General features: G+C 33.3%; 19 protein-coding genes. 14 read left to right on the forward strand and 5 right to left on the reverse strand.

All coding sequences use genetic code 11. The annotated features are described in order from the left end of the window. Positions 1-160: 160 nt before the first annotated feature. On the reverse strand, positions 161-1,453 hold the full coding sequence (locus ACM46_RS08765; protein ID WP_048506281.1) for a DUF389 domain-containing protein: 1,293 nt from the start codon (positions 1,451-1,453) through the stop codon (positions 161-163). A gap of 158 nt (positions 1,454-1,611) precedes the next feature. Here ACM46_RS08765 and ACM46_RS08770 point away from each other — a divergent pair, with 158 nt between their 5' ends. The 14 genes from ACM46_RS08770 to ACM46_RS08835 all read left to right on the forward strand — a co-directional run bounded on the left by ACM46_RS08770 (position 1,612) and on the right by ACM46_RS08835 (position 15,239). Then, a complete protein-coding gene (locus ACM46_RS08770) occupies positions 1,612-2,178 on the forward strand; it encodes a Crp/Fnr family transcriptional regulator (RefSeq protein WP_048507109.1) in 567 nt (188 codons plus the stop codon). A gap of 116 nt (positions 2,179-2,294) precedes the next feature. Further along, the gene (locus tag ACM46_RS08775; RefSeq protein ID WP_048506282.1) at positions 2,295-3,311 is read left to right on the forward strand and encodes a saccharopine dehydrogenase family protein; all 1,017 of its coding nucleotides are present in this window, start codon (positions 2,295-2,297) and stop codon (positions 3,309-3,311) included. A 4-nt stretch (positions 3,312-3,315) separates the two neighbouring features. Further along, positions 3,316-3,894 (forward strand): NAD(P)H-dependent oxidoreductase, encoded by a 579-nt coding sequence (locus ACM46_RS08780; protein ID WP_048506283.1) that lies wholly within the window; start codon positions 3,316-3,318, stop codon positions 3,892-3,894. 158 nt (positions 3,895-4,052) lie between these two features. Further along, positions 4,053-5,438 carry a tRNA uridine-5-carboxymethylaminomethyl(34) synthesis GTPase MnmE gene (gene mnmE / locus ACM46_RS08785; protein WP_048506284.1) on the forward strand — a complete coding sequence of 462 codons (1,386 nt, stop codon included), beginning with the start codon at positions 4,053-4,055 and terminating at the stop codon, positions 5,436-5,438. Between the two features lie 261 nt (positions 5,439-5,699). Next, positions 5,700-6,305 (forward strand): helix-turn-helix domain-containing protein, encoded by a 606-nt coding sequence (locus ACM46_RS08790; RefSeq protein ID WP_048506285.1) that lies wholly within the window; start codon positions 5,700-5,702, stop codon positions 6,303-6,305. A 100-nt stretch (positions 6,306-6,405) separates the two neighbouring features. Beyond that, entirely contained in the window at positions 6,406-7,575 is a 1,170-nt protein-coding gene (locus tag ACM46_RS08795) for a site-specific integrase (protein WP_083997365.1), read from the forward strand. Positions 7,576-7,695: 120 nt separating this feature from the next. Then, positions 7,696-8,037 carry a helix-turn-helix domain-containing protein gene (locus tag ACM46_RS08800; RefSeq protein ID WP_048506286.1) on the forward strand — a complete coding sequence of 114 codons (342 nt, stop codon included), beginning with the start codon at positions 7,696-7,698 and terminating at the stop codon, positions 8,035-8,037. A 414-nt stretch (positions 8,038-8,451) separates the two neighbouring features. Next, complete coding sequence (locus tag ACM46_RS08805) at positions 8,452-9,300, forward strand: RteC domain-containing protein (protein ID WP_048506287.1); 849 nt, start codon at positions 8,452-8,454, stop codon at positions 9,298-9,300. Between the two features lie 239 nt (positions 9,301-9,539). Further along, entirely contained in the window at positions 9,540-9,854 is a 315-nt protein-coding gene (locus tag ACM46_RS08810; RefSeq protein ID WP_048506288.1) for a helix-turn-helix domain-containing protein, read from the forward strand. A 77-nt stretch (positions 9,855-9,931) separates the two neighbouring features. Then, on the forward strand, positions 9,932-11,401 hold the full coding sequence (locus ACM46_RS08815; RefSeq protein ID WP_048506289.1) for a DUF3945 domain-containing protein: 1,470 nt from the start codon (positions 9,932-9,934) through the stop codon (positions 11,399-11,401). A gap of 11 nt (positions 11,402-11,412) precedes the next feature. After that, on the forward strand, positions 11,413-13,500 hold the full coding sequence (locus ACM46_RS08820; RefSeq protein ID WP_048506290.1) for a type IA DNA topoisomerase: 2,088 nt from the start codon (positions 11,413-11,415) through the stop codon (positions 13,498-13,500). Positions 13,501-13,760: 260 nt separating this feature from the next. Then, positions 13,761-14,207, forward strand: coding sequence for a MauE/DoxX family redox-associated membrane protein (locus ACM46_RS23860; protein ID WP_048506291.1), 447 nt, complete (start codon positions 13,761-13,763; stop codon positions 14,205-14,207). Between the two features lie 98 nt (positions 14,208-14,305). After that, positions 14,306-14,575 carry a DUF6520 family protein gene (locus tag ACM46_RS08830; RefSeq protein ID WP_048506292.1) on the forward strand — a complete coding sequence of 90 codons (270 nt, stop codon included), beginning with the start codon at positions 14,306-14,308 and terminating at the stop codon, positions 14,573-14,575. Between the two features lie 406 nt (positions 14,576-14,981). Further along, entirely contained in the window at positions 14,982-15,239 is a 258-nt protein-coding gene (locus ACM46_RS08835) for a DUF6520 family protein (protein ID WP_048506293.1), read from the forward strand. 59 nt (positions 15,240-15,298) lie between these two features. On the opposite strand, the gene ACM46_RS08840 is transcribed toward ACM46_RS08835, so the two are convergent. From ACM46_RS08840 to ACM46_RS08855, 4 genes are all read right to left on the reverse strand, one after another. Then, positions 15,299-16,801 carry a TlpA family protein disulfide reductase gene (locus ACM46_RS08840; RefSeq protein ID WP_048506294.1) on the reverse strand — a complete coding sequence of 501 codons (1,503 nt, stop codon included), beginning with the start codon at positions 16,799-16,801 and terminating at the stop codon, positions 15,299-15,301. Next, complete coding sequence (locus ACM46_RS08845; protein WP_048506295.1) at positions 16,801-18,183, reverse strand: RagB/SusD family nutrient uptake outer membrane protein; 1,383 nt, start codon at positions 18,181-18,183, stop codon at positions 16,801-16,803. The genes ACM46_RS08840 and ACM46_RS08845 overlap by 1 nt, the downstream gene beginning before the upstream one ends. An 8-nt stretch (positions 18,184-18,191) precedes the next feature. Further along, a complete protein-coding gene (locus ACM46_RS08850) occupies positions 18,192-21,791 on the reverse strand; it encodes a SusC/RagA family TonB-linked outer membrane protein (protein WP_053082687.1) in 3,600 nt (1,199 codons plus the stop codon). Positions 21,792-21,913: 122 nt separating this feature from the next. Then, positions 21,914-23,059 carry a FecR family protein gene (locus ACM46_RS08855; RefSeq protein ID WP_048506296.1) on the reverse strand — a complete coding sequence of 382 codons (1,146 nt, stop codon included), beginning with the start codon at positions 23,057-23,059 and terminating at the stop codon, positions 21,914-21,916. Between the last annotated feature and the right edge of the window lie 29 nt (positions 23,060-23,088).

Genomic DNA, 23,088 nt, shown 5'->3' on the forward strand with positions numbered 1-23,088 from the left:
CAGACATCATTCATAACTTCATATATACTTAGTAAATTCAAAGCAGTAAGACCATTTCACTCTGAAATGGTCTTTTTTTTATCATAACGCGGAAATCATTTTGAATGAAATCCAAAATTGAAATGATAAATATATTTCTTGCTGAGGTATTGTATTGGTTTTACTGGCGTATCACTTTAACGTTTTTATCCGATAATTTTTCTGAAATCCAGTCTTTCAGCTTTAATTCCTGATCTTTTTCTTCTTTCTGGGACTGGTACAGAATAATGCTGCTTACATTCGCGCTGTCCGTATTGGGATTATTGGTGATCTTACCTATGGAAACATTATAGAATTCAGGGAAGAGAATTTTAATCTCTTTGACAACACCGGAATCTTTGATGCTATATTTTTCAACTTTCTGCCTTAAATTATTAATGGCGATATCTTTTTCTGAAAGGACGCTTGCTTGTTGTCCTATTTCATTCAGAATTTCAGATTTTATATCCGTAGCATCCTGTTTGATAACCACTTCGGTATTAAGGAGTCCCATACTTTTAAGCTGATTATTCAATGCTTTTAACTCATCTGCACTGAATTTTTTAGAAAGAAAAGCCAGTTCAATTTTTTTGGGAGAAGTATTGTAGTTTAATTTTTTATAAATAAGAGTATACCCTTTTTGAGAAAATTCCGTATTGAGAAACTGATCAACATCCTGATTGAACTTCTTTTCATTCAATAAATTGTAAGCCAGATAAGAACTCGGAACAATCATAATGATAATCAAAGCGGTAATACCATATCTTATCTGCAATTCATACTTTTTATCAACCAGTTTGATAGGCTGATATTTAAGGTATTTAATAATCAGGAACGTTGCGATACAAATAAAAAAACAATTGATGGTATAAAGATAAAAAGCACCGAAAAAGTAAATCCAGTTACCCACCGCCAAACCATATCCTGCTGTACATAAAGGAGGCATTAAGGCCGTTGCAATGGCAACCCCGGGAATGGGATTTCCCTTTTTTACTCTGGTAATGGCAATGACTCCCACCAGACCTCCAAAAAAGGCAATAAGAACATCATAGATATTCGGAGAGGTACGCGCCAGAAGCTCAGACTGGGTTTCTTTAAACGGACTCAGGGAAAAGTAGATGAAAGACACCAATAAACTTACTATGGTGGCAATCAGTAAGTTTTTCATGGATCTTTTAAGCAACTGGAAGTTATAAGTACCCAAAGCAAAACCCGCCCCTACAATAGGCCCCATTAAAGGGGATATTAACATCGCCCCGATAATAACCGCTGTAGAGTTTACATTGAGCCCAACCGAGGCAATAACGATGGCACATGCCAGAATCCAAAGATTAGATCCACGGAAAGAGATATCATCGCTTACGTTTTCCAGTACTCTCTGCTTGTCTTCTTCCCCGAGGTGAAGACTGATAAACCTGATAAATTTTTGTATCATTTGTTGTAATTGACTATTTAATTATTCATCAAGATATGACATTATTATGAAGTAATGAATTTTTTCCGCTGTTCAATAGTTGTCATAGCTCAGGGATTTATTTATTTTTGCTGAAAACATGGAATGATTTGACGGATTCTGTGGATAATTGTAAAAAGATGGTAGATAGTTTTTTTCGGAATTTTGGAGTTTTCTCAGAGCAGGAAATCAGTGATATACAATTGCTTTTTGAAACCAGAAAAGTATCTAAAAATGATTTTTTTGTTCAGGAGGGGGATCATTGCAGGGAAATAGCATTTATTGTTTCCGGAATTTTTCGTTCCTATTATATTTCTGATGACGGAAAAGATATCACTTACTGTTTCAGATTTCCCGACCAGCTTATGGCGGCCTATTCGTCATTTATTTCAGACACTCCCAGCAGAGAAAATATGCAGGCTATCACAGATTCTCATCTGATGGTTCTGAAAAAAGAAGCCATCGACACTTTGGTAAAAGATGATCTTAACTGGACGAAATTTCTAAAAATGATTGCAGAAGAAGAATATCTGGAACTTGAAAAGAGGTTCTTCCTGCTGCAGAGAGATACTGCGGCTCGGCGGTATGAAACGCTGTTGGACAATCAGCCGGATTATGTTCAGAAAATTCCGCTTCAATATCTTGCTTCTTATCTGGGAATTACACAAAGACATCTCAGCCGGATCAGAAAAGAAATTTCTATATAAATCCATCAAATTTAACTTGATCTTTGGGATAGAAAAGATAATACTCATTCTTTCGATTTTTAGACATTTGTCCTATACTTCAGAATTGCGGCTCTATAGTTTTGTAAAAAAAATATATGGAACAAAATATTCTGGTTATTGGAGGAAACGGCCTGGTAGGTAAAACGATGATCCGGATTCTGACTTTAAGAAATCCGCAGGCCCATGTTTTTACAGGAGGAAGAAAAGGAGGAAGAACAGAGAATGATTTAAAAATTGATGTTACCAATCCCGGAACTTTTCAGGTGATTCTCGATAAGAAAATAAAGCTGGTCATTCTTTCTGTCAATGATAAATCCGACCATGTTCTCCGCTTTGCCATTGAAAACGGAATTGATTACTTAGATATTACGAAACCCACTCCCGATCTTGTTAAAGCATATGCGCTGGCCAGCCACAAAAAGGTCAGCAGCAGAATTGTGTTCAGCTCCGGATGGATGGGAGGTATTGTGAATGGTCTTGTAAAAACGCTCGTAGAAGATCCAAAGGAAATCCGGGACGTGAAACTTCTCGTATATTATTCTGTGAAAGACCTTGCGGGAGAAAGCTCCGCTCATTTTATGGCTGAAAACGTGGCTGTTTCTTTCTGTAACTATAAAGATAATAAGCCTGTGTTCGTCAGACATTTTCTGGATGCTGAAAGATTCAATTTTTCTTTTGGGATCGGAGAACGTGTTGCTTATAATTTCGATGTACCGGACTTGTATATTTTAAATAAGATCGAAAAAATTCCCAATGTCAGTGTTAAAATGACTTACAATTCAAAGCTGATCACGTGGCTTCTGGGAGCATTCCAAAAAATGAAAATTTTCAACATTCTATCCTTAAAAGAAAGAAAAATGATTTTCGGTTCCAGTGGAAATGGAGATCAGAGTGTATTTGAGATTATTGTAAAAACAGATCATGGAGATAAGAAACTAAGTCTTCAGAGTACAAAGGGACAGGCCGAACTGACAGCCCTTTCCGCAGTGTTACACATCGAAGAGCTGTTTAACAATTCCCACGAGAATGCTATTTATTTCAGCCACCAGCTGCATAGGCCGGAACTACTTAAAGAGAAACTTAAAGCTTATAAAACGATTAATATCCTCTGATTTTATGAAAAGAATAGCCATCATCAACGGACATCCCAATAGAGAATCTTTCAATTTTGGAGTTGCGGAAGCCTATAAAGAAGGAGCCGGGCAATCGGATACGGAGATCAGAGAAATCACCATTGCAGAACTGAGTTTTGATCCTATTCTTCATTTCGGATATCAGAAAAGAATGGAGCTGGAACCGGATCTGTTGAAAGCCTGGGAAACGATACAATGGGCAGATCATCTGGTCTGGATTCATCCGGTATGGTGGGGCGGAATGCCTGCTTTGATGAAAGGCTTCATCGACAGACTTTTTCTTCCCGGTTTAGCTTATCAATACCGAGAAAATTCGGTTTGGTGGGATAAATTACTGAAAGGAAAGACCGCTCATATTATCACAACAATCGACCAGCCGGGGTGGTATTATTGGCTATTTTACGGAAGACCAAGCGTCAATCAGCTGAAAAAATCAACATTGGAGTTTTGTGGTATTAAACCTGTGAAGGTAACATACATAGGTGTGGTCAGAAATTCTACTGATATGCAGAGGGTTTTGTGGCTTCAGAAGGTAAGAAGGTTGGGAAGACTGCAACAGTAAATAACCCTTAAATAACCCTTGTCAAGGTTCAAAACCTTGACAAGGGTAGTATTCTGCGGGAGGCTCAATTTTACAAAGAAAAATTCCAATCAAAGCCATAGACAAACCGTATAAAAGCACCCGTCAAAAATTAGGATGAAAAACCGTAAATTTGCACCATGAATAACGATACGATTTGTGCATTGGCTACGGCCAACGGAGTAGGAGCTTTAGGCATTATCAGAGTTTCAGGAAATGATGCTTTACCGGTTGTCCAGAAAAGTTTTCCGGGTAAAAACCTCGAAAAGCAGAAGTCCCATACCATTCATTACGGTTATTTTATGGATGGTGAGGAAGCGATTGATGAAGTGATGCTTTCTATTTTTCTGGCTCCGAAAAGTTTTACTACAGAAAATTCTGTGGAAATTGCTTTTCATGGCTCGCCGCATATCGGAAAACGTATTCTGGAAACGTTGATTAAAAACGGAGCTAGAATGGCCAAAGCGGGAGAATTTACCCTTCGTGCTTTCATCAACGGAAGAATAGACCTTTCCCAGGCAGAAGCTATTGCAGATGTGATTGCTTCCGAAAATGAAGCTTCCAGAAAAGTAGCCATCAATCAGCTGAAAGGAGGGATTACCAATGAGATATCCTTACTGAGAACAGATTTACTGAATTTCGTATCCCTTATTGAACTTGAACTTGATTTCGCAGAAGAAGATGTAGAATTTGCAGACAGATCGGCTCTTAATGGATTGTTGGATAAAATCGAATTAAAATTAGATTCTCTGATCGAAAGTTTCCAGTACGGAAATGCCATTAAAAATGGGACTGCAGTTGCTATCATCGGAAAACCGAATGCCGGAAAGTCAACTCTGTTAAATGCTTTGCTGAAGGAAGAGAGAGCTATTGTAAGCAATATTGCCGGGACGACGAGGGATACCATTGAAGAAGTTTTACATATCAAAGGCCATGCATTCCGTCTGATTGATACGGCCGGACTTCGCGAAACAGTTGATGAAATTGAAGCTATCGGAGTGAAAAAGGCCAAAGAAAAGGTGGAAAATGCCAATATTCTGGTTTATCTGGCTGATGCTGCTACTGAGGATTATTCCGAAGATATTGAAATGATCAGATCTCTGCAGAGAGATGATCTGAAACTGATTATCTGTGCTACAAAAATTGATGAAGTTCTGCCTCCGAAACATGAAGCCGTAGAAGATATTTTCAGAAATGAAATACCTCAGGAATTCGATTTTATCAGAATATCGGCAGTTGAAAATCAGAATATTCAGGATCTTAAAAATGAACTGTCTTCCTATGTAGAACAGTTGAAATCTCAGGAAAATAACGTAGTAATCACCAATCAAAGACACTTTGAGGCTCTTCAGAAATCTTTGGAAGCAACCCATAAAGTAAAAGAAGCAATATCTTTCCAGATCTCTACAGAATTACTTGCGTACGAACTTCGTAATGCATTAGAACATTTAGGTGAGATTTCCGGTGAAGTAACAAATGATGAGGTGCTGGGGAATATTTTTTCTAAGTTTTGTATCGGCAAATAAGTACGACAAATAAAACAAACTAAAACAAACCAAACGATTGATTATTAGCTATTTACAAAAATATTGATTTTGTATGAGTTTTTTAAAGTTTGGTTAGTTTTGTTCAGTTTTGTCCCCCAGTTGTCCCTCAAACCAATAATATTTTATTTTTTTTAACTCGGGAGAGTTAGTGTCACTTAAGGTAATTTATTGTACCTAATTGTACTTAAATGTACCATAATGTACCTTAAGCCAAATTATCTCTTCCACAAATAAAATATTATGAAAATCAAGAAGATTTGCGAACATTGTGGACTTGAATTTATTGCCCAAACAACAGTAACCAGATACTGTTGCAAAACCTGTAATTCCAGAGCTTACAAGATTAATGTTAGGGAACTTAGAGAAAAATTGACTGAAGCAACTCAGGAAGTTTCCAAACCTCAATCAAAACCTAAAGAAGATCCTAACTCTTATTTTGCCCTCAAAACCCTTGATTACTTAACAGTCAAGGAAGCTTCTATTTTATTGAAATGTGATAAGAGAACAGTCTATCGAATGGTTAAAAATGGCAGTATTCCTGCAGCTAATTTATCCATCAGAAAGATTCGTCTATTAAAGAAAGATATTGATGCATTATTTGAAGTCAAGCCAAAAGTAATCCAAAATCCAACAGAAGATTTGGAAAAGATTGAATGGACACCTTTAAAGGATTGCTTCACAATGGGTCAAATTCAAAAAGAGTATAATATCTCTCCGACTTCCTTAAAAAATCTTATAGAAAGACATAATATCCCAAAATTTCAGAAGGGCAAATTTGTATATGTACCAAGAGTTAAAATTGAGCATATTTTAAAGAGGATTGAGTTGGGTATTTATTCAGGATAACACCAATTTATTTGGCATTCTGACGCCAAATTTCCCCTAAGAGAGCCATAAAATCTGGCTTACACTATCAATTTTTAATATTACTCAAAAATCCAAAATTATGTCAAAAGTAACATTAAGGAAAAAACCTATATCAAAAGGCAGACAATCTTTATTTCTGGACATATGGCCTCCCATTTATAATCCAGAAACAGGACAAATGGAACGAAAACACTATCTAAAATTATATATCTATAATCGTCCCAAAAACGAAACTGAAAGGAAGTTCAATAAAGAAACTTTAGCTTTAGGAGAATATGTAAGAGCTCAAAGGCATATAGAATTACAAAGCAAGAGGTTTGATTTTATTTCTGAAGAAAAGATGAAATCAAACTTTATTGAATTCTTTGAAGCTGAAGCTAAAAAAAGAAACAACTGTTATAACTGGGTAATGTCTGTTAGATATTTTAAGACTTTTGTTGGGCCCGAAATTCCATTTAATGAATTGAATGAAACGCTATGTGAGGAATATGCAGATTATTTGTTAACATGCCCCGCATTGGGACGCAGAAAAACCATAAAAAAGAATACTGCCGTAGCTTATTTTGGAAGATTTAAGCTGACATTAAAGGAGGCTTTTAAAAAGCGCTTTTTACCCACAGACCTAGGTTCAATAATTGACAGTATTGCACCGCAGGAAACTCATCGTCCATTTTTATTCATGGAGGAATTAGAAAGAATGGCAAATTCTGAGTGTCGAAATCCAATAGTAAAAAAGGCAGGACTTTTCTCTGCTATGACCGGTTTCAGATATTCAGATGTTGAAAAGCTATTATGGAGTGAAATTCATGGAACCGAAGGCAATTATTATATAGTATATAATCAGGAAAAAACAGAGAATGCAGAATATCATCCAGTATCTGATCAAACTATAAAATTGTTAGGTCCAAGAGGAAATTCTGATTCAAGAGTATTTGAAGGATTAAATTATCATAACACAGTAGCAGAGTTGAAAAAGTGGTTGGCAAATGCTGGTATAGAAAAACATTTCACCTTCCACGGTTTCAGACATACCTTTGCGACCTTACAAATAGCTGCTGGAACATCTATATATACAGTTTCAAAACTATTGGGACATAAAGATATCAAAACAACAGAGATATATGCGAAAATAGTTGACAGTTTAAAAAAAGAAGCCTCTGAAAAAATTAAAATTAATTTATTTGATATAGGTAAGAACATCGTAAATATCGACCAGATTGATCCTCCAACAGATAATTTAAATATCTAGTAATTTTGAGATTTTATGAAATAGTTAGTAAGCTATAAATACCTTCAAAAGACAAATTACGACAGATCAAGTCATTATCAAGAACGTTTTTCAAGGTCTTATTAACTTGAAAAAAAAAAAATGGAATATACATTTGATCAAATACCAAATATTCTTAGAAGAATTGAAGAAAGATTGGAAAGTTTAGAAGAAATTTTATTGGATCGTATCCAAAATGAAATGCCAGAACTTGAATTTATTGATGCGAAAGAGGCTTGCAAAATTTTAAAATTATCATTACCAACATTATATTCTAAAGTTTGTCTACGCGAAATACCGTTTTATAAAAAGGGAAATAGATTGCATTTTTCTAAAATGGAACTATTAGAATGGATTCAAGAGGGTAAAGAAAAATCCTTAAATGAATTAAGTAGTGATGGTAATGCTATCTTAAAAAGAATAACAAAAAAAAGATGGCATTAGAAATCATACAAGCATTTTAAACCTTCCAACTTTATTTTGGAAGGTTTTTATTTACAATAGTTTAGACCATATATAAAGGAGATCTATCTCTTAGCACGTAAGTCGCCTATTAGAACAAATTTTGTCAATTAGTTCCTGTTATATCAAACATCACACAACGAATATTTGCTAATCACACTCAAATATTAAACAGCAAATAATTTCACCTTACATTAATTTAAATTGCTTATGAATCAAATTATGAACGAATAAAATATTTCAATAAAAATTTAAAAATGTAATAAAGGTTATTAGCAAAATAATATATAATTAATTGATAAATTAAATAAATCGCCACAAAGGGAAAAATATTATATTTTTAGGACTGCTGATCACTGGACCTGATAATGAGAACCTTTCAAATATATTTTTACCATGACAAAATCAATTTATGATACAATAGTAAAACGTATTGAAATTCAAGAATGCAAAATTACGCTAACTAAAGAAAAGGTTATAAAAGAAGCCTATCAAATGGCGACCTCTCTCCGAGAATTATTGAATGAAACAAAAAAGCTTGTATCAGACAAAGGTTTCATTGATAAAGATCAGGAGATCAATTTTTTTAAATACGTAAAACCACAACTTCTAGGAAAGCTTATTTATTATAATAAGGTATATAGAATTGAAACATCTTGTCCAACAAAAGCTGGTGAACTTTATAAGATATATTTCGAAAATGAACTTGAAAAATTAAACAAAGAATTTCAGGAGCATTTTGTAGATTCAGATTTTTATCGATATATAAAATCAGATCGTAAAGATCTGGATAAGAAATATTTTGCTTTAGGAAATATTGATATAATAGAAGGACTAAATAGTTTTGTCTTTGAAATCGATCCAAATTTTTCAACATATTATGACTATAAAGTCGCTCATATCATTGCAGATGAACTATTATATACTTATATAAGAAATAGGTTGAGCCCTGACAATGAATATGATTCACCATCGCTAACATATACCAATTACGATGATATGTTCTGGACCGATTCTAAGAACGCTCTAATAGAGTTAATATATGCATTATATGCTGCCAGGTCTTTATCCAATGGTCGATTGGCAATATCAAAAATCAGTACCATAATTGAAACACTTTTCCAGATAGAACTAGGCGATTTCCACCATGCTTTCCACCGAATGAAAGTCAGGTCCGGAAGTAAAACAGCTTTTCTTGACCATCTTAAAGTAAGTTTAGAAGAATACATGAGCAGGAACCTATAACATTATTTGATTAAGACAGCCAATAGGTTGTCTTTTTTTTACCAAGTTATGCCAAGATATGCCAAGTTGACCTAATAAACCAACAAAATAGAAACCTTTCATTCGTGAGAATTGGAGCATCTGAAGAATAAAAATTACAAAAAAAAATTTTCAATTTCTCTTGGCAGCTCTTGATTAAACTTGGGTTACTGAGCTATTTTACTCTAAGAAATTTGTCTGTGAACAAAAATTTTAAACAGATGAATATTGACAGATTAGAATTTATTGCTTGGATGGAAAGAATCATGGATCGATTCGATTTGATTTCCGAGAGCGTAAGAGAAATGAAGAAAACTAACAATGCAATTGATGGAGAAGAATTGCTAGACAATCAGGATTTGCTTCAAATGCTAAAAATTAGTAATCGTTCATTACAGAGATACAGGTCTGATGGTAAATTACTCTATTACACTATTAGTGGTAAGCTTTATTACAAATTATCAGATGTCCACCAATTTATTCGTGATAGTTTTAACACTCCCACTAAGCGTAAGAGGAAATTGAAAGCCGAATAATACCATAAAATTCCAACTTAGTTATTGCTATTGATTTATAAAATACCTTGATCTGAGATTTACAAAAATTTAGAGTTATGAGTACTAATCAATCCAAAAATCAGAAATCTGATCAAGCAAATGATCTAACAGATACATTGCTTGTCCATGATACAGAAACCAATAAAATTCTCGCGGTTAAAGGAATAAAGAAAAAATCCGGCAAAAAACCTGGTGAAAAAGATGAGCTTGAAACGGTTGATCCAACTAAAAGAAAAGAAAATTCTTTTTTGAAACTCAACAAAAATGAAGATATGCTTTCCAATTTTTTAAAGAATTTTTTTAGTCAGATCGGCAATCCCACACGCTTCAATTTTTTTAAAGTTCCTATTGAAACTGCTGTCATGATAGCGAAAAAAATGCAGCAATTTATTGATACAGCAAAACTTGAAGGTAAAGAGCTTCTGGAAGGACTAAAAGATATTTTGAGTAAAAACAATAATAAAAATACTATGGCGAAACAACAAAACAAAACGGAAAATAGTAATGGTAATCACTATTCCATTGAAAAAATCGACTGGAAAAGCCTTGAAAATCTTGGATACAGCCGCGAGGAATTTGAGAAATTCAATCTTTTGGACTCTCTTTTAAAAGGTTATAAAACAAATGACATGCTTACAGTATCGTTAAAAGTTGGAAATCAAGAAATTGAAACCCAAGCTAAGTTATGGCTTGAACAGGGAAAGGATGGTCTAGCGGTATTTAACATGCTTCCCAAAAAAAATGAAATTGAATTAGATAAAAAATTTCAAGGACATGAATTTACCGAAGAGGATAAAACCAACCTATTAGAAAGAGGAAATATGGGAAGAGCTGTAGAACTAATTACAGATAATAATACGAAGGCTTTCCATGTGATAACGCTAGATAAGGATACAAATCAATTAGTTTCTTTTCCGGTTGAAAAGATGCGTATTGATGATATTATCAAAGGAGTGACCCTTACTCCCGATCAAAAAAATCTTTTATTGGAAGGTAAGCCTGTATATCTTGAAGGGATGCTTTCTAAAAGAGATACTTTATTTAATGGTGAAATCCAATTTAATGCTTTCAAAGGTCATATTGAATTTCAATTTGATAAAGGAAATTCCAAAATTCAAAAACAGGATAACTCTCAAAACCAATCTGCAGAAATACCAAAAACTTTTAGAAGGAAAGAATTTACATTCGACCAGTATAATAAACTTAGCAAGGGTGAAACAGTATATATTACCGATTTTAAGGATGGTGCTGGGAAGGAATATCCGGGATATGTATGGCTAAATAAAGAAAAAGGAGAATTGGATTTTAATTTTAAAAACCCCAATAAACTTAAACAAAATGCAACCACAGCTGAAACTCATAAAACCCAGGTCGCTGTTAATTCCGATGGAAAAACAAATGAAGCTACTAAAAATATCAAGGAGCCATTAAAATCAGGTCAAAGTACGCCTGCTAATAAAAGGCAGCAGAACACGCAAAAAGAAACCAACAATGCGCCTAAAAAAAGAGGTCGAAGAGTATCCTAAAATAAATTAATATGAAAGCAGTAATAGCTGAAAAACCAAGCGTTGCGCGAGAAATTGCAGCACTTTTGGGAGCAACAGAAAAAAATGAAGGTTTTTTAAAAGGTAATGGCTATATCGTTACCTGGGCAATAGGTCATTTAATTTCTTTGGGAATGCCTTCGGAATATGGTATTACCGGATTTCAAAAAGACAACTTACCAATATTGCCAGATCCATTCTTACTTACAGTAAGAAAAGTCAAAAAAGAAAAAGGTTATCTTGACGATCCCAGTGCAGTTAGGCAATTAAAAATAATAGAAACTATTTTTGAACAATGTGACAGCATAATTGTTGCAACTGACGCTGGTAGAGAAGGTGAACTAATATTTAGATATATCTATAATTATTTGAATTGTAAAAAACCTTTTGAGCGACTATGGATTAGCTCATTAACAGAAAAAGCTATTGACCAAGGTTTTGCCAATCTAAAGCCAGGAACCGATTTCGATGGATTATTTTTTGCTGCCCAAGCCAGAAGCCGTGCGGATTGGCTTGTGGGAATAAATTCAACTCAGGCATTATCTTTACAAGCTGGAAATGGAATTTATTCTCTAGGAAGAGTGCAAACACCAACTCTGAGCTTAATTTGTAAGAGGTACATTGACAATAAAAATTTTAAAATTGAAACCTATTGGCAATTGGAACTCAAATATTTAAAAGATGGACTCTATTTCTCCAGTATATCGAAGGAAAAATGGGATGATAAAGAAAAAGCTACCGAAGTATTAAAATCGATTGAGCGTTTAGGAAGTTCTATTGTTAATTCAGTCGATAAACGTAATTCAAACGAACAGCCACCTCTAGTATTCGATTTAACTTCTTTACAAAAAGAAGCTAATAGGAAATTAGATCTTACTGCCGAAGAGACTTTATCAATTGCACAAAGCTTATATGAGCAGAAATTCATTACATATCCCCGAACAGGCAGTAAATATATATCTAATGACATTTGGCCGGAGATCCCTGATCTAGTCAGAGCTTTGGAGAATCGCGTTGGTTATAAAGAGCGGATAAACAATGTAAAATGGGGCCGATTCAATAAAAGAATTGTGAATGACCTTAAAGTTACAGATCATCATGCATTATTGATAACAGATAAAATTCCTTCAGCCCTATCGAGTAAGGAAAATGCTATCTATGATATGATTGCTATTAGGCTTCTTGAATCAATATGCTACCAATGTACAAAAGAAATTACTGAAGTTAAGCTGGAATCACTGCACTTTGAATTTATTCTGAAAGGAGCCCGTGTGATTGATCCGGGATGGAGATCTATACAAAACCTCTTTAAAAATGAGGACAATGATGAAGAGGTATTATTGGATATACCAACATTAAAAGAGGGTGATTCACTCAGCGTTAATGAGGCAAATATATTAGAAAAAAAGACCCGTCCGCCAGTTCTTTACACTGAGGCAGGTCTCCTATCGGCAATGGAAAATGCAGGGAAGCAAATTGAAAATGAAGAAGAGCGTAAATCACTTAATAATATTGGGATTGGAACGCCAGCCACTCGCGCAGCTATCATTGAAGTTTTGTTTGATCGAAATTATATTGTCCGGGAGAAAAAAAATCTAGTTCCAACCAAAAAGGGAATTCAGGTTTATGAACTCGTAAAAGAAAAGAAAATAGCCGATGTCGCTATGACTGCGCAATGGGAGCTTGCTCTTCAGAAGATAGAAAATAATGAGTTAAATGCTAATCTATTTCAAAATGAAATGGAAGCCTATGCTAAAGAAATTACCACAGAACTTCTATCTACTGAGTTTGTACCAAATACATTGCAATTAAAATGTCCAAAATGCAAAACTCATAATTTAATCTTTAATGAACATGTAGTAAAATGTCCAGATAAGAACTGTGAATGGATTCAGTTTAAGAAGGTCTGTGAGGTTGCCCTAAGTGATAAGGAAATGGAAAACTTAATTACCAAAAAAAGGACATCACTTTTGAAAGGCATGAAAAGTAGATCAGGAAATAAGTTTGATGCATACATTATACTTGACGAAAATGGTAAAACTTCATTTGAATTTGATAAAAAAAAGAAAAAAAATAAGTGATTTATAAGAATGGCGCTTCCAAAGACCGTCATTTTTGTTATTATTCTAGAATTATTACAATATGAATTTTTGCTTTGAATAAAGGAAAGTTATGGTGTTTTTCTAGAATCGTAACATCATTATGTTGCATCATGTTGTTTTCTCCCTCTACATTTGTTTGAATTATTTCTCACGACAGTTTGAAATTTATATCGAAAAAAAAATGGTAATAGCCTTTAAATTTCAACTGTGAGAAATGAAAAAGCTAAAAAACCATTGTCATGCAAAAAAAGAGAATTTTTACGGAGATAGTAGTTGTATTATTGGTCATTTTGTTCCTCTATACTGGTGTAAGCAAATTTGTTGATTTTAAGGGGTTTACTTATGATTTAAATAATCAGCCCTTTCCGAATAGCTTAACACCATTGTTAAGGTGGTTAATACCAATAACTGAAATTTCAATTGTAATTGCTCTATTATTTGAAAAAGCCAGATTGATAGGTTTATATGCATCATTGTTTTTGATGAGCTTATTTACAATTTATACAGCGCTAGTTCTATTTCATGTTTTTGAGTATGTGCCGTGTTCATGTGGAGGCGTCATAAAAAATCTAACATGGCCACAACATTTAATTTTTAACCTTTTTTTCGTTGTGATCACTTCACTCGCTATTCGAGTAAACAAGAAAAACTTGTCAGATCATTTACTTTATAACCAGTTACAATAATTTAGATCAGTATAAATGAATTAAAATTATTGGGTCCAAAATAAGGGGAAGCTGAAAACCTTCAACTAGAGTAAGCAACAAATCAAAAACTTTTTATTATGAAAAATTTTAAATTATTATTAGGTGCGGCAGTAGTATTTGCCGTTGGAAGCGCTTTTACTGCTAGCAACAAAGCTTATGCAGGAGAATATGTTTTAATCGCTCCTAATACTTATGAGCTTAAAACAAATCGACCTGCCGGAGAATGCCGAGAAATGCCAAGTCAAATTTGTGATTATACCAAAATTAATCCATCTGGCAGTAATACAGATCCAAATAACTTCACCCCTAATACGAGAAATGCCCAATGGGTTGAAGGTGAGGACTAAAGAATATTTAAGGTGCTATCATTAATGGCACCTTAAATTTTGTAGTGAATTTATTAATTTAATCTCTTTCTTTATTAGAGTTCTTAGATTTTGACTCCCATTATAAAGATATTTTAAACTTCTAACAGATTGTAAATTTACGTATTAATCGATTTATTTCACTATAATCTCCATTATATCTTGAAGTGGAAAATTAAAAGTCATACTCCAACTAAAGAGCTATTTTGATATTTTATGATTATGTTAATTACCATCCAGCAAACAAGATAAATTCGTCCAATCATTTACTTTATAACCCGCTAGAATAATTTAGATCAGTATAAGTGAATTAAAATTATTGGGTCCAAAATAAGGGGAAGCTGAAAACCTTCAACCAGAGTAAGCAACAAATCAAAAACTTTTTATTATGAAAAATTTTAAATTATTATTAGGTGCGGCAGTAGTATTTGCCGTTGGAAGCGCATTTACTGCAAGTAATAAAGCTGCTGGAGAATATGTGCTAATTGGTTCTACTTACCAATTAAAATCAAGTAGACCTTCGGGGGATTGTGTAACTCAGTCTAGTCAAACCTGTGATTACACTAAAATCAATCCGTCCGGTAGTAATACCGATCCTAATAATTTCCAACCTTATCACACAAATGCTAGATGGGTTGAAGAATAGGAATAAGAACAGTTTAAGCCTAAGATGATATCTATTGGTAAAACCTTAGGCTTAAAATTTTAAAGAAGTGAGTTTATTAATTGAATTAAATTCATCCTATTTTTTTCATCATATGGTCTAGGCGGATTTAAACTTGCAATCTTTCCCAACTTATCTATAATTAATACTGTTGGATATCCACGTATATTATAATGACTAATAAGTTTTTCTTCTGAACCATTTCCGTTAGTATATAAGTTTAAACTTCCTCGATGCGAATATTCTAAACTTCGCACAGATTTAATCCACTCATATTTACTCTTGTCGATACTAATATTAATAAATTTTATTTTAGGATTATCTTTATAGATATTATATATTTCAGTCATTTGATCGTTAAGAATACGGCAATTTGTGCAGCCTGTAAAATAAAAATCTATCAACAAAACTTTTCCTAAAAAATCACTTTGTTTTACGACGTTTCCTAGAGTATCCTGCAAAGAAAAATTATATGCTAAGCTTCCTGCCAAAGAACTATCGCGATATTTTGTTAATAAGTCAATACAGTAAGGTGTTTTAACTGAATTTGTAACTTCAATAATAATATCAGAATATTTGTCAGATTGTAATTTTTTAACAAGTAAATATGAGGTTAACAACCTATCCTGAAATAGTCCGCTAAAATCCTTTCTAAGAAATGCAACTGCCTGAGGTGGAGGGAAGTCTTTTTTCCGTAAACCAGTTAATATAAAATCGTAGTAATAGTCGGAATACAGAAGAATATCTCTGTCAAATTTTTGGTCGAATTTTAATAAATTTTCAGAGTAAATCTTCTTTAGTTTATTTATACAAGAATCAGCAAATTCTTTATTTTGAGCATTAGCTTCGGAAGTATAAAAGATATAAGCTTGTTGGTAGTCATTTTTATACTTGAACGTTATATTAGCCTTTAGTAATGAATAAATTGATTTAGATAATTTATCTCGGTATTTTTCCAATGCACCTAAAGCCGTCAACTTAGAATTTTCTAATGAGACAAAAGCATTATCAAACCTTCTTTCATAGCTTGTAATATCAGTTTTTCTTAAAGCAAAGTATTCATAACCATATATTTTCTCTAACTTTCGAACCGAATCTAAAGTTTGAACGGACAATTTTTTTAAATCTTTTTGGATATCAAAAAAGAGTTCATATTTCTCTTTACCCTTTCCGGTAACAGTAATAATGTTCCTTTCAATATTAAAAGTTAAATCATCACCAGGTTCAATTATATAATTATTAAATATTGTCTGCCCATTTTCTACAGATAAATCAGCATACAAAAATGATTCATTGTTCTTAAATTCAATTTTTATTCTTTCTCCAGAGTTGGAAGTTAAATTTTTATTATTAACACCTGAATTAGCACCCCATCCGTTATCCCAATAAGCTAATTTGATATTATTTTTTTTAGTTAAGTCATTTATGATAATTCTTAAATATGCCACTTTATTGCCGCCTTTCGAATTTGTTTGAATAGTTCGAGCATTAGCATAATTTACCAAAAGAATGCCTAATATTATAAATTTGACTATCATTTTCATTATCGAATATTTTGAGTTAATGGATGAAAATTGATTTCTACAGGAGGGATTGGGAATACATACCTTGGACTATTGGCTTCTAGAGTGTAGATATTTACGCCTATATTACGTGTTAGTTTTTTTGCAAATTTATCATCCATATTTAAACGGCGTAAATCTTCCCATCTTAAATTGGCAGTAAAGGGTAGTTCTTTTCTGCGCTCATTAATTATTAATAACAAAGCTTCAGTAGGATTTGAAGCTGTTTTATTTGAATATGTACTTCGTCCATTTTCTTTTTTCCACCTCTCTTTTAAAAGCTTGTTTAAGTCGTTCATTGCTTCAACAAAATTCCCCGATCTAGCCAATGATTCTGATCTAATCAAAAATATCTCGTTTGTAGCTATTCCACAAAATAGTGCGCCTGCTCCTGTATATCTACCACCGAAGTTAATTGCGCCATTGGTATTTTTTTTGAAAAAAATTGCCTTACGAAGATCTTCATTTTCATATGTATCAAATAAATCTTTCATTACACATAATTCCTGTCTACTGTTAAAAGTATATGAAATAGTTTGTGCATAAAATATAATTTCAGTATTATTACCTCGAACAGTAGGAAATGGAAAATTCACAGTTGTACTTAAGGTATTGAAATCAATAAGTTCTGAATTTTTAGAAAGGACAATATCTGCAAATTCTTTAGCCTTAGTATAATTTTGCATATTAAAATATACTTTTGAAAGCATGCTTTCTGCCGCTAATTTTGTAGGCCGAGTTTTGTAACTGACTTGCAGAGGGAGTAAAGATTCGGCTTCAATAAGATCATTAATAATTCTATCATAAGTTTCTTTTAATGTGGAACGGTTTGGCAAATCATTTACATCGGAATTTAATTTAAGGGGAAGCCCTAGATCTGAATCTGCGGTACTTTCATTGTATTGTTTCGCATATAATTGTGCTAACTGATAATATGCAAAAGCTCTAAAAAATAATGCTGTTCCTTTTACTTCTGGTATTCGAGTATCATTAATATTTTTAATTTTTTCAATGCCATCAAGTACTACATTAGAATATTCGATAACTTGGTAAGGATAAGTCCAGTCTGGAGCAAATAACTCTCCCTCATAAATGTCGCTTGACCACTTATATGCATTTCTTTCTTGTAATGTACCACCAGAGATGGCAGTTTGATCTAAAATATAGGAATTGTCAGCACCAATTAATCCAATTGCAGGGTATTTGGTATTCATCACATCAGTATTATCTAGTAAAGCCTGAAAATCTTCAACGGTAGATGGGATAATATCTGATTTATTTGATTTTTTCTCTAACCATTCATCTTGCTTTTTACAACCAACAAGGATAAATGTACATATTGCATAGATTATAATATTTTTCATAACTGCATTTATTTTAATGTTGTCCTAATACCAAATGATACTGTTGTCGGATTTGGGTAGGAATTATAACCGGAAAGGTTATATTCACTAACATCCGGATCAATTCCTTTCTTATTTGCTCGCCACACTATACCAATATTATTTATATAACTATAAATTTGTAATGAGGAAATTGGAAGATTTCTAAGTAATTCCTTATTAAAATCATAACTAAGGCTAATATCCTGTAATCTTATATGGTCTCCTTTCTCAACAAGAGATTCAGAGCTTTGATAAAAAATATTGCGATTATAGTTGAATTCGTATAAGACTGAGGGAACTGTAGTTCGCGTTTCATCTCCTGGGTTTTGCCATCGGTCTTGAAATTCTTGATTGGCATATCCGCTATTTACAACGTCTGACAGGTTTAATGAGGTTGACCTTCGGCGAAAGTAATATCCAAATTTATATGTAACGTTAGCGGATAAAGAGATTCCTTTAAAAGAGAAAGTGTTACGTAATGCCCCAAAATTTCTTGGTCTTGACGAACCATGATATACAATATCTTCATTATTCGAACTTGTAATTATATTGAGGTAGTCTTTACTTATAACACCATTTAAATATCCCTGAGGATCTCCATTTGTTGGATCAAGTCCCGCTGTTTTAAAACTATATACTCCGAAAAGACTATTTCCTTCCTTGATATATAAACCATATCTTCCAGGACCATCAATATTAAGCCCTGAACTTGTTAGATATTGCGAAGTATATTTTGTGTCATAAGATATTACTTTATCTTTATTATAACTTAATAGTATAGTCGTATTCCATTTAAAATTACCATTAAGATTTACTGAGTTTAAATTAATATCAAAACCTTTTGTCTTAACAGTTGCGGCATTTCCTTTGTAAGAAGAAAACCCGGTTGAATGTGCTAACAAAGCATCCTCGATAAGATCAGTACCCAACTTCTCATAAATTTCAAATGAACCATTCAAGCGATTACCTTTAGATGAAAAATCTAAAGCTAGATTTTTGTTTCTAATTTTCTCCCATCTTAATTCTGCGTTTGGGGCACTCGTGATGTAGGCAATTGGTAGTCCAGTAATTGGGCTGACATCATAGGTTGCCGTCAAATAGGATGAGGCATTATATACATTTCCATTATATCCAAATGATGCCCTTAGTTTTAAATAAGGTATTAACGAAAATTTATAGAACGATTCTTTGCTGATATCATAAGCAACACCAGTTGACCAAAGTGGTGTCATTTTATCATTTGTTTTCACTCCAAAAATGTTTGCACCATCTTTTCTTCCACTCAGTGAAAAAGTATATTTACCTAAATACGTGTAAGCGCCGTTTGCATAATAAGATATATATCTATTTGTATTACCTATAATTTTCCCAAGAGGAGACGGAAGAACCGTTGATCCAAGTGCCGATGGGTTCATTGGATAAGGAATATTATAATTTAAATTAGTCACAGAAGTTCCAAACTCATCATTGTAGCCATACAACGCTTTATCAGTACTCTCACTTACTATTTCTCTTATCTCAGCTCCCGCAATTGCAGATACTAAATGTTTTTGTGAAAATTCTTTATTGAAATTCAACTGTGTTCTGAAGTTATTGGAATACAATTTTCTGTCTGTTAAATAGAGAATTCCTCCTTTTGGAAAGGGGTATGTAAATGAGCCCTCACTAGATCGCTGGCTGTACATATTAACGAAATTTCTCGCTTCATAACTTTCGGGACTTCTGTAACCACGATTATTTCCGAATTCATTTTCATGCTGATATTGAATTTCAGCATTTAAGAAATCAGTGAAATTATACCGGACAATGCCTCTTATAAGGATGTTATCAGTTTTAGTACTGGTATCATAAAGGTCTCTTTCTTGAATGGGTCTATATTTCCAATCTAAAAAGCCTAAACTTTGGCTATTTTCAAGATAACTGTCTCTTTTTCCATATGGTACCGCAAGCGGATTTTTATTATCATCAACAAAACTTATATATGGATACGGAGAAGTGTATTGATATCCAAATTTATTCTCACTCTTTGTATATAATACAGAACCTGTAATTTCCAAATTTTTAATGGGATGATATGTATTTGTTGAATTAATAGTAAACCTATTGTTTCCAGAACCAAACAAGGTATTACGGTTTTTGTCATATCCTATAGAAAGTGAATAAATAGATTTTTCCGAACCTCCTCTAAAACCCAATGAATATTGTTGATTCATACTGGGACGATAAAAATATTCGGATGTTTGGTCGCGAACATCCACATTTCTCAATCTATTTATTTGGTCAGTAATATTCTCATTTGAAGGATCATTTCTTTGTTTCGATAAAAGCTCAACTACTGGTGATATTACAGGATAGTAATTGTTGTCGTTTAAATTGGGATCATAATACCCCTTATTAAAAAGAAACGTTTCGACATCTATAAATTCAGAGGATTTAAGAAAATTTCTTGAATATTTTAAATTTGGCCTTGCCCCTACGGTTAAATTTGAATTAAAATCAATCTTTAAGGGTTGATTAAATTTTCCTTTTTTGGTAGTGATTACAATGACACCATTCCCAGATCTCGAACCCCAGATCGAAGCTGCAGCAGCATCTTTAAGTACTGTGATACTTTCAATATCATTTGGATTTATATTATTAATATCTCCTTCATAGGGAAAATTGTCAAGTACAACCAGAGGATCAGCGCTAACTTTATCATCAATTGTAACTCTTCCTCTTATGCTTATTCCTAATTTTTCATTCGGAGGATTTAACCCTATTGGACCTGAAATTTTATTAAAAATCAATCCACTTGTAACACCGTCCAGTCTGTCTAAAATATTCGTGCTAACACGTCTGTTTAATAATTGGTTATCTATTTGGACAAATGAGCCCGTTGCTCGTTCTTTAGGTATGTTTTGATATCCGGTCGAAACAACATCTACTATTCCAATAATATTATCGTTTTGATGCATAATAATATTACCTGAATTTATTACAGGAACTTCTACTGGTGTATAACCGATAAATGAAACTTGAAGTACCTCGTCCTTTAATGAACCAGGGATCATAACAATTCCATTTGCATCTGTCATAAAGTTTACATTGCTTCCTTTTACTCGAAGAGAAGCTCCGGACAACGGTTCACCCCGTTCATTAGAAACCTTTCCTCTTATGGGAGTCTGATCTTTATCTATTGGGTTTTTAGAACCTGTTTCCTTCCCCCTATCGACAGAAACTATAATTTTTCCTTCAATAGAATAATCGAACGGTTGGTCATTGAAGATTTCATCTAGAACCGCTTTTAGATCTTTTTCCTTTGCAGATATAGTGACAGCCTTAGCAATCTTCATATGCCTGCTATTTATTGAAAAAGAATAGCCCGATTGCTGGTTAATCTGGCGAATAACAGTCCTGAAAGGTGCATCTTTTTGGATCAATGTTATTTTTTGTGCAGTAAGTTTTGTGCAAGCGAGAAAAATAATCAATATAAAAAATATTAGGTTTTTCATGACTTGTCTTTTTTCTAATTGTTTTTCATTGGTTTTCCGTTTCCATAGGGGAATAGAAATCGGTTTACCATTGTCGATAATGGTATTATTCATTACATTTGAGTTAGGGTTAGTAATTTGCTTTATTTAACTTTTAAAAACCCGCAGCCGTCCCGACTGGACCTCGGGACGGTATATTCTTACGAACTACGGGCATAAACACATATGAAACGTTCTTATCTGATGATCACCTCCTTTCCGTGAATCTCAGTTTTTACACCGTATGTTTTATCTATTACTTTTAGAACAGTGGAAAGATTTTCATTTTTGTTAATGCTTAAATCTGCACTCTCTGAATTTTTGAAATTTTGGGGAAATTTGAAGTCTACATCATACCAACGTTCAACTTCCTTTGAAAGTTCCACGAGAGAAATATTTCCCGAATTTATCAACCCTTCCTTCCAGCCGATAAAATCAAGAGCATCGACATTTTTAATGGAAAGGCTATAATGATCAATTATAGCCTGTTCATTGGGCTTCAATTTTCTGGTAAATGTAGAGCCATTAGATTTAATTTCTACGCTTCCCTGAACGAGAGTCGTATACTGTTTGTCCTCATAGGCACGAATATTAAAGGTTGTTCCAAGAACTTTAACTTCTTGGAGAGTTGTGTTGACGAGAAATGGATGTTTTGGGTCATGATGAACTTCAAAATAAGCTTCACCATTTAATCGGACTTCTCTATTATTGTTTGAAAATTTTACTGGATATTCTAAAGACGAATTGGAGTTTAGCCAAACTTTAGAACCATCTGCAAGGGTAATTTTATATTGGCCACCTCTCGGGGTTTTCAGTATTGCTGATCCGATGAATTCTGAATCATTTATAGAACTCCCATCACTATAGGTTAGGCCGCTGGGAGTTACCAAAATGCCTTCCGTTTCTTTCAGATTAATAGCTTTACCATTCCCAAAAGTTATAGTAGCTTTATTTGAGCCCGGTAAGATGTCGTTTTCTATGGTTTTAAATGTTGGTTCTTGCGTACCCGACTTATAGTTTAAATACCAAATTGACGTTCCGAAAACGACTATGAATCCAGCAGCAATGCTCATTTTTCGGAACAGCATTAATTTTCTTTTCTTTCTGATTTTTTGTTCAATCAGTTTGAATTGAACATTTGAATCAGTATTATAAAGTTTCTTTATGGAATCAGCGACAAGATTTTCATTTTTTAAATTATTGAAATATATTTTATTCCCTTCATCCTTTAATAACCAAGTTTCTAAAGTTGAATGATCACTAAAAGTCAAAGGTTCTTCCTGAACGATTTTTTTTAATATATTGCTTATTTCAAAACTGATGTAAACATCTTTCCTTTCCATGATTCCGCGTTTATAATATAGAAACGGGA

Origin of the sequence: Chryseobacterium angstadtii, from assembly GCF_001045465.1 — a bacterium.
In the GTDB taxonomy this organism is placed as follows: Bacteria; Bacteroidota; Bacteroidia; order Flavobacteriales; family Weeksellaceae; genus Chryseobacterium; species Chryseobacterium angstadtii.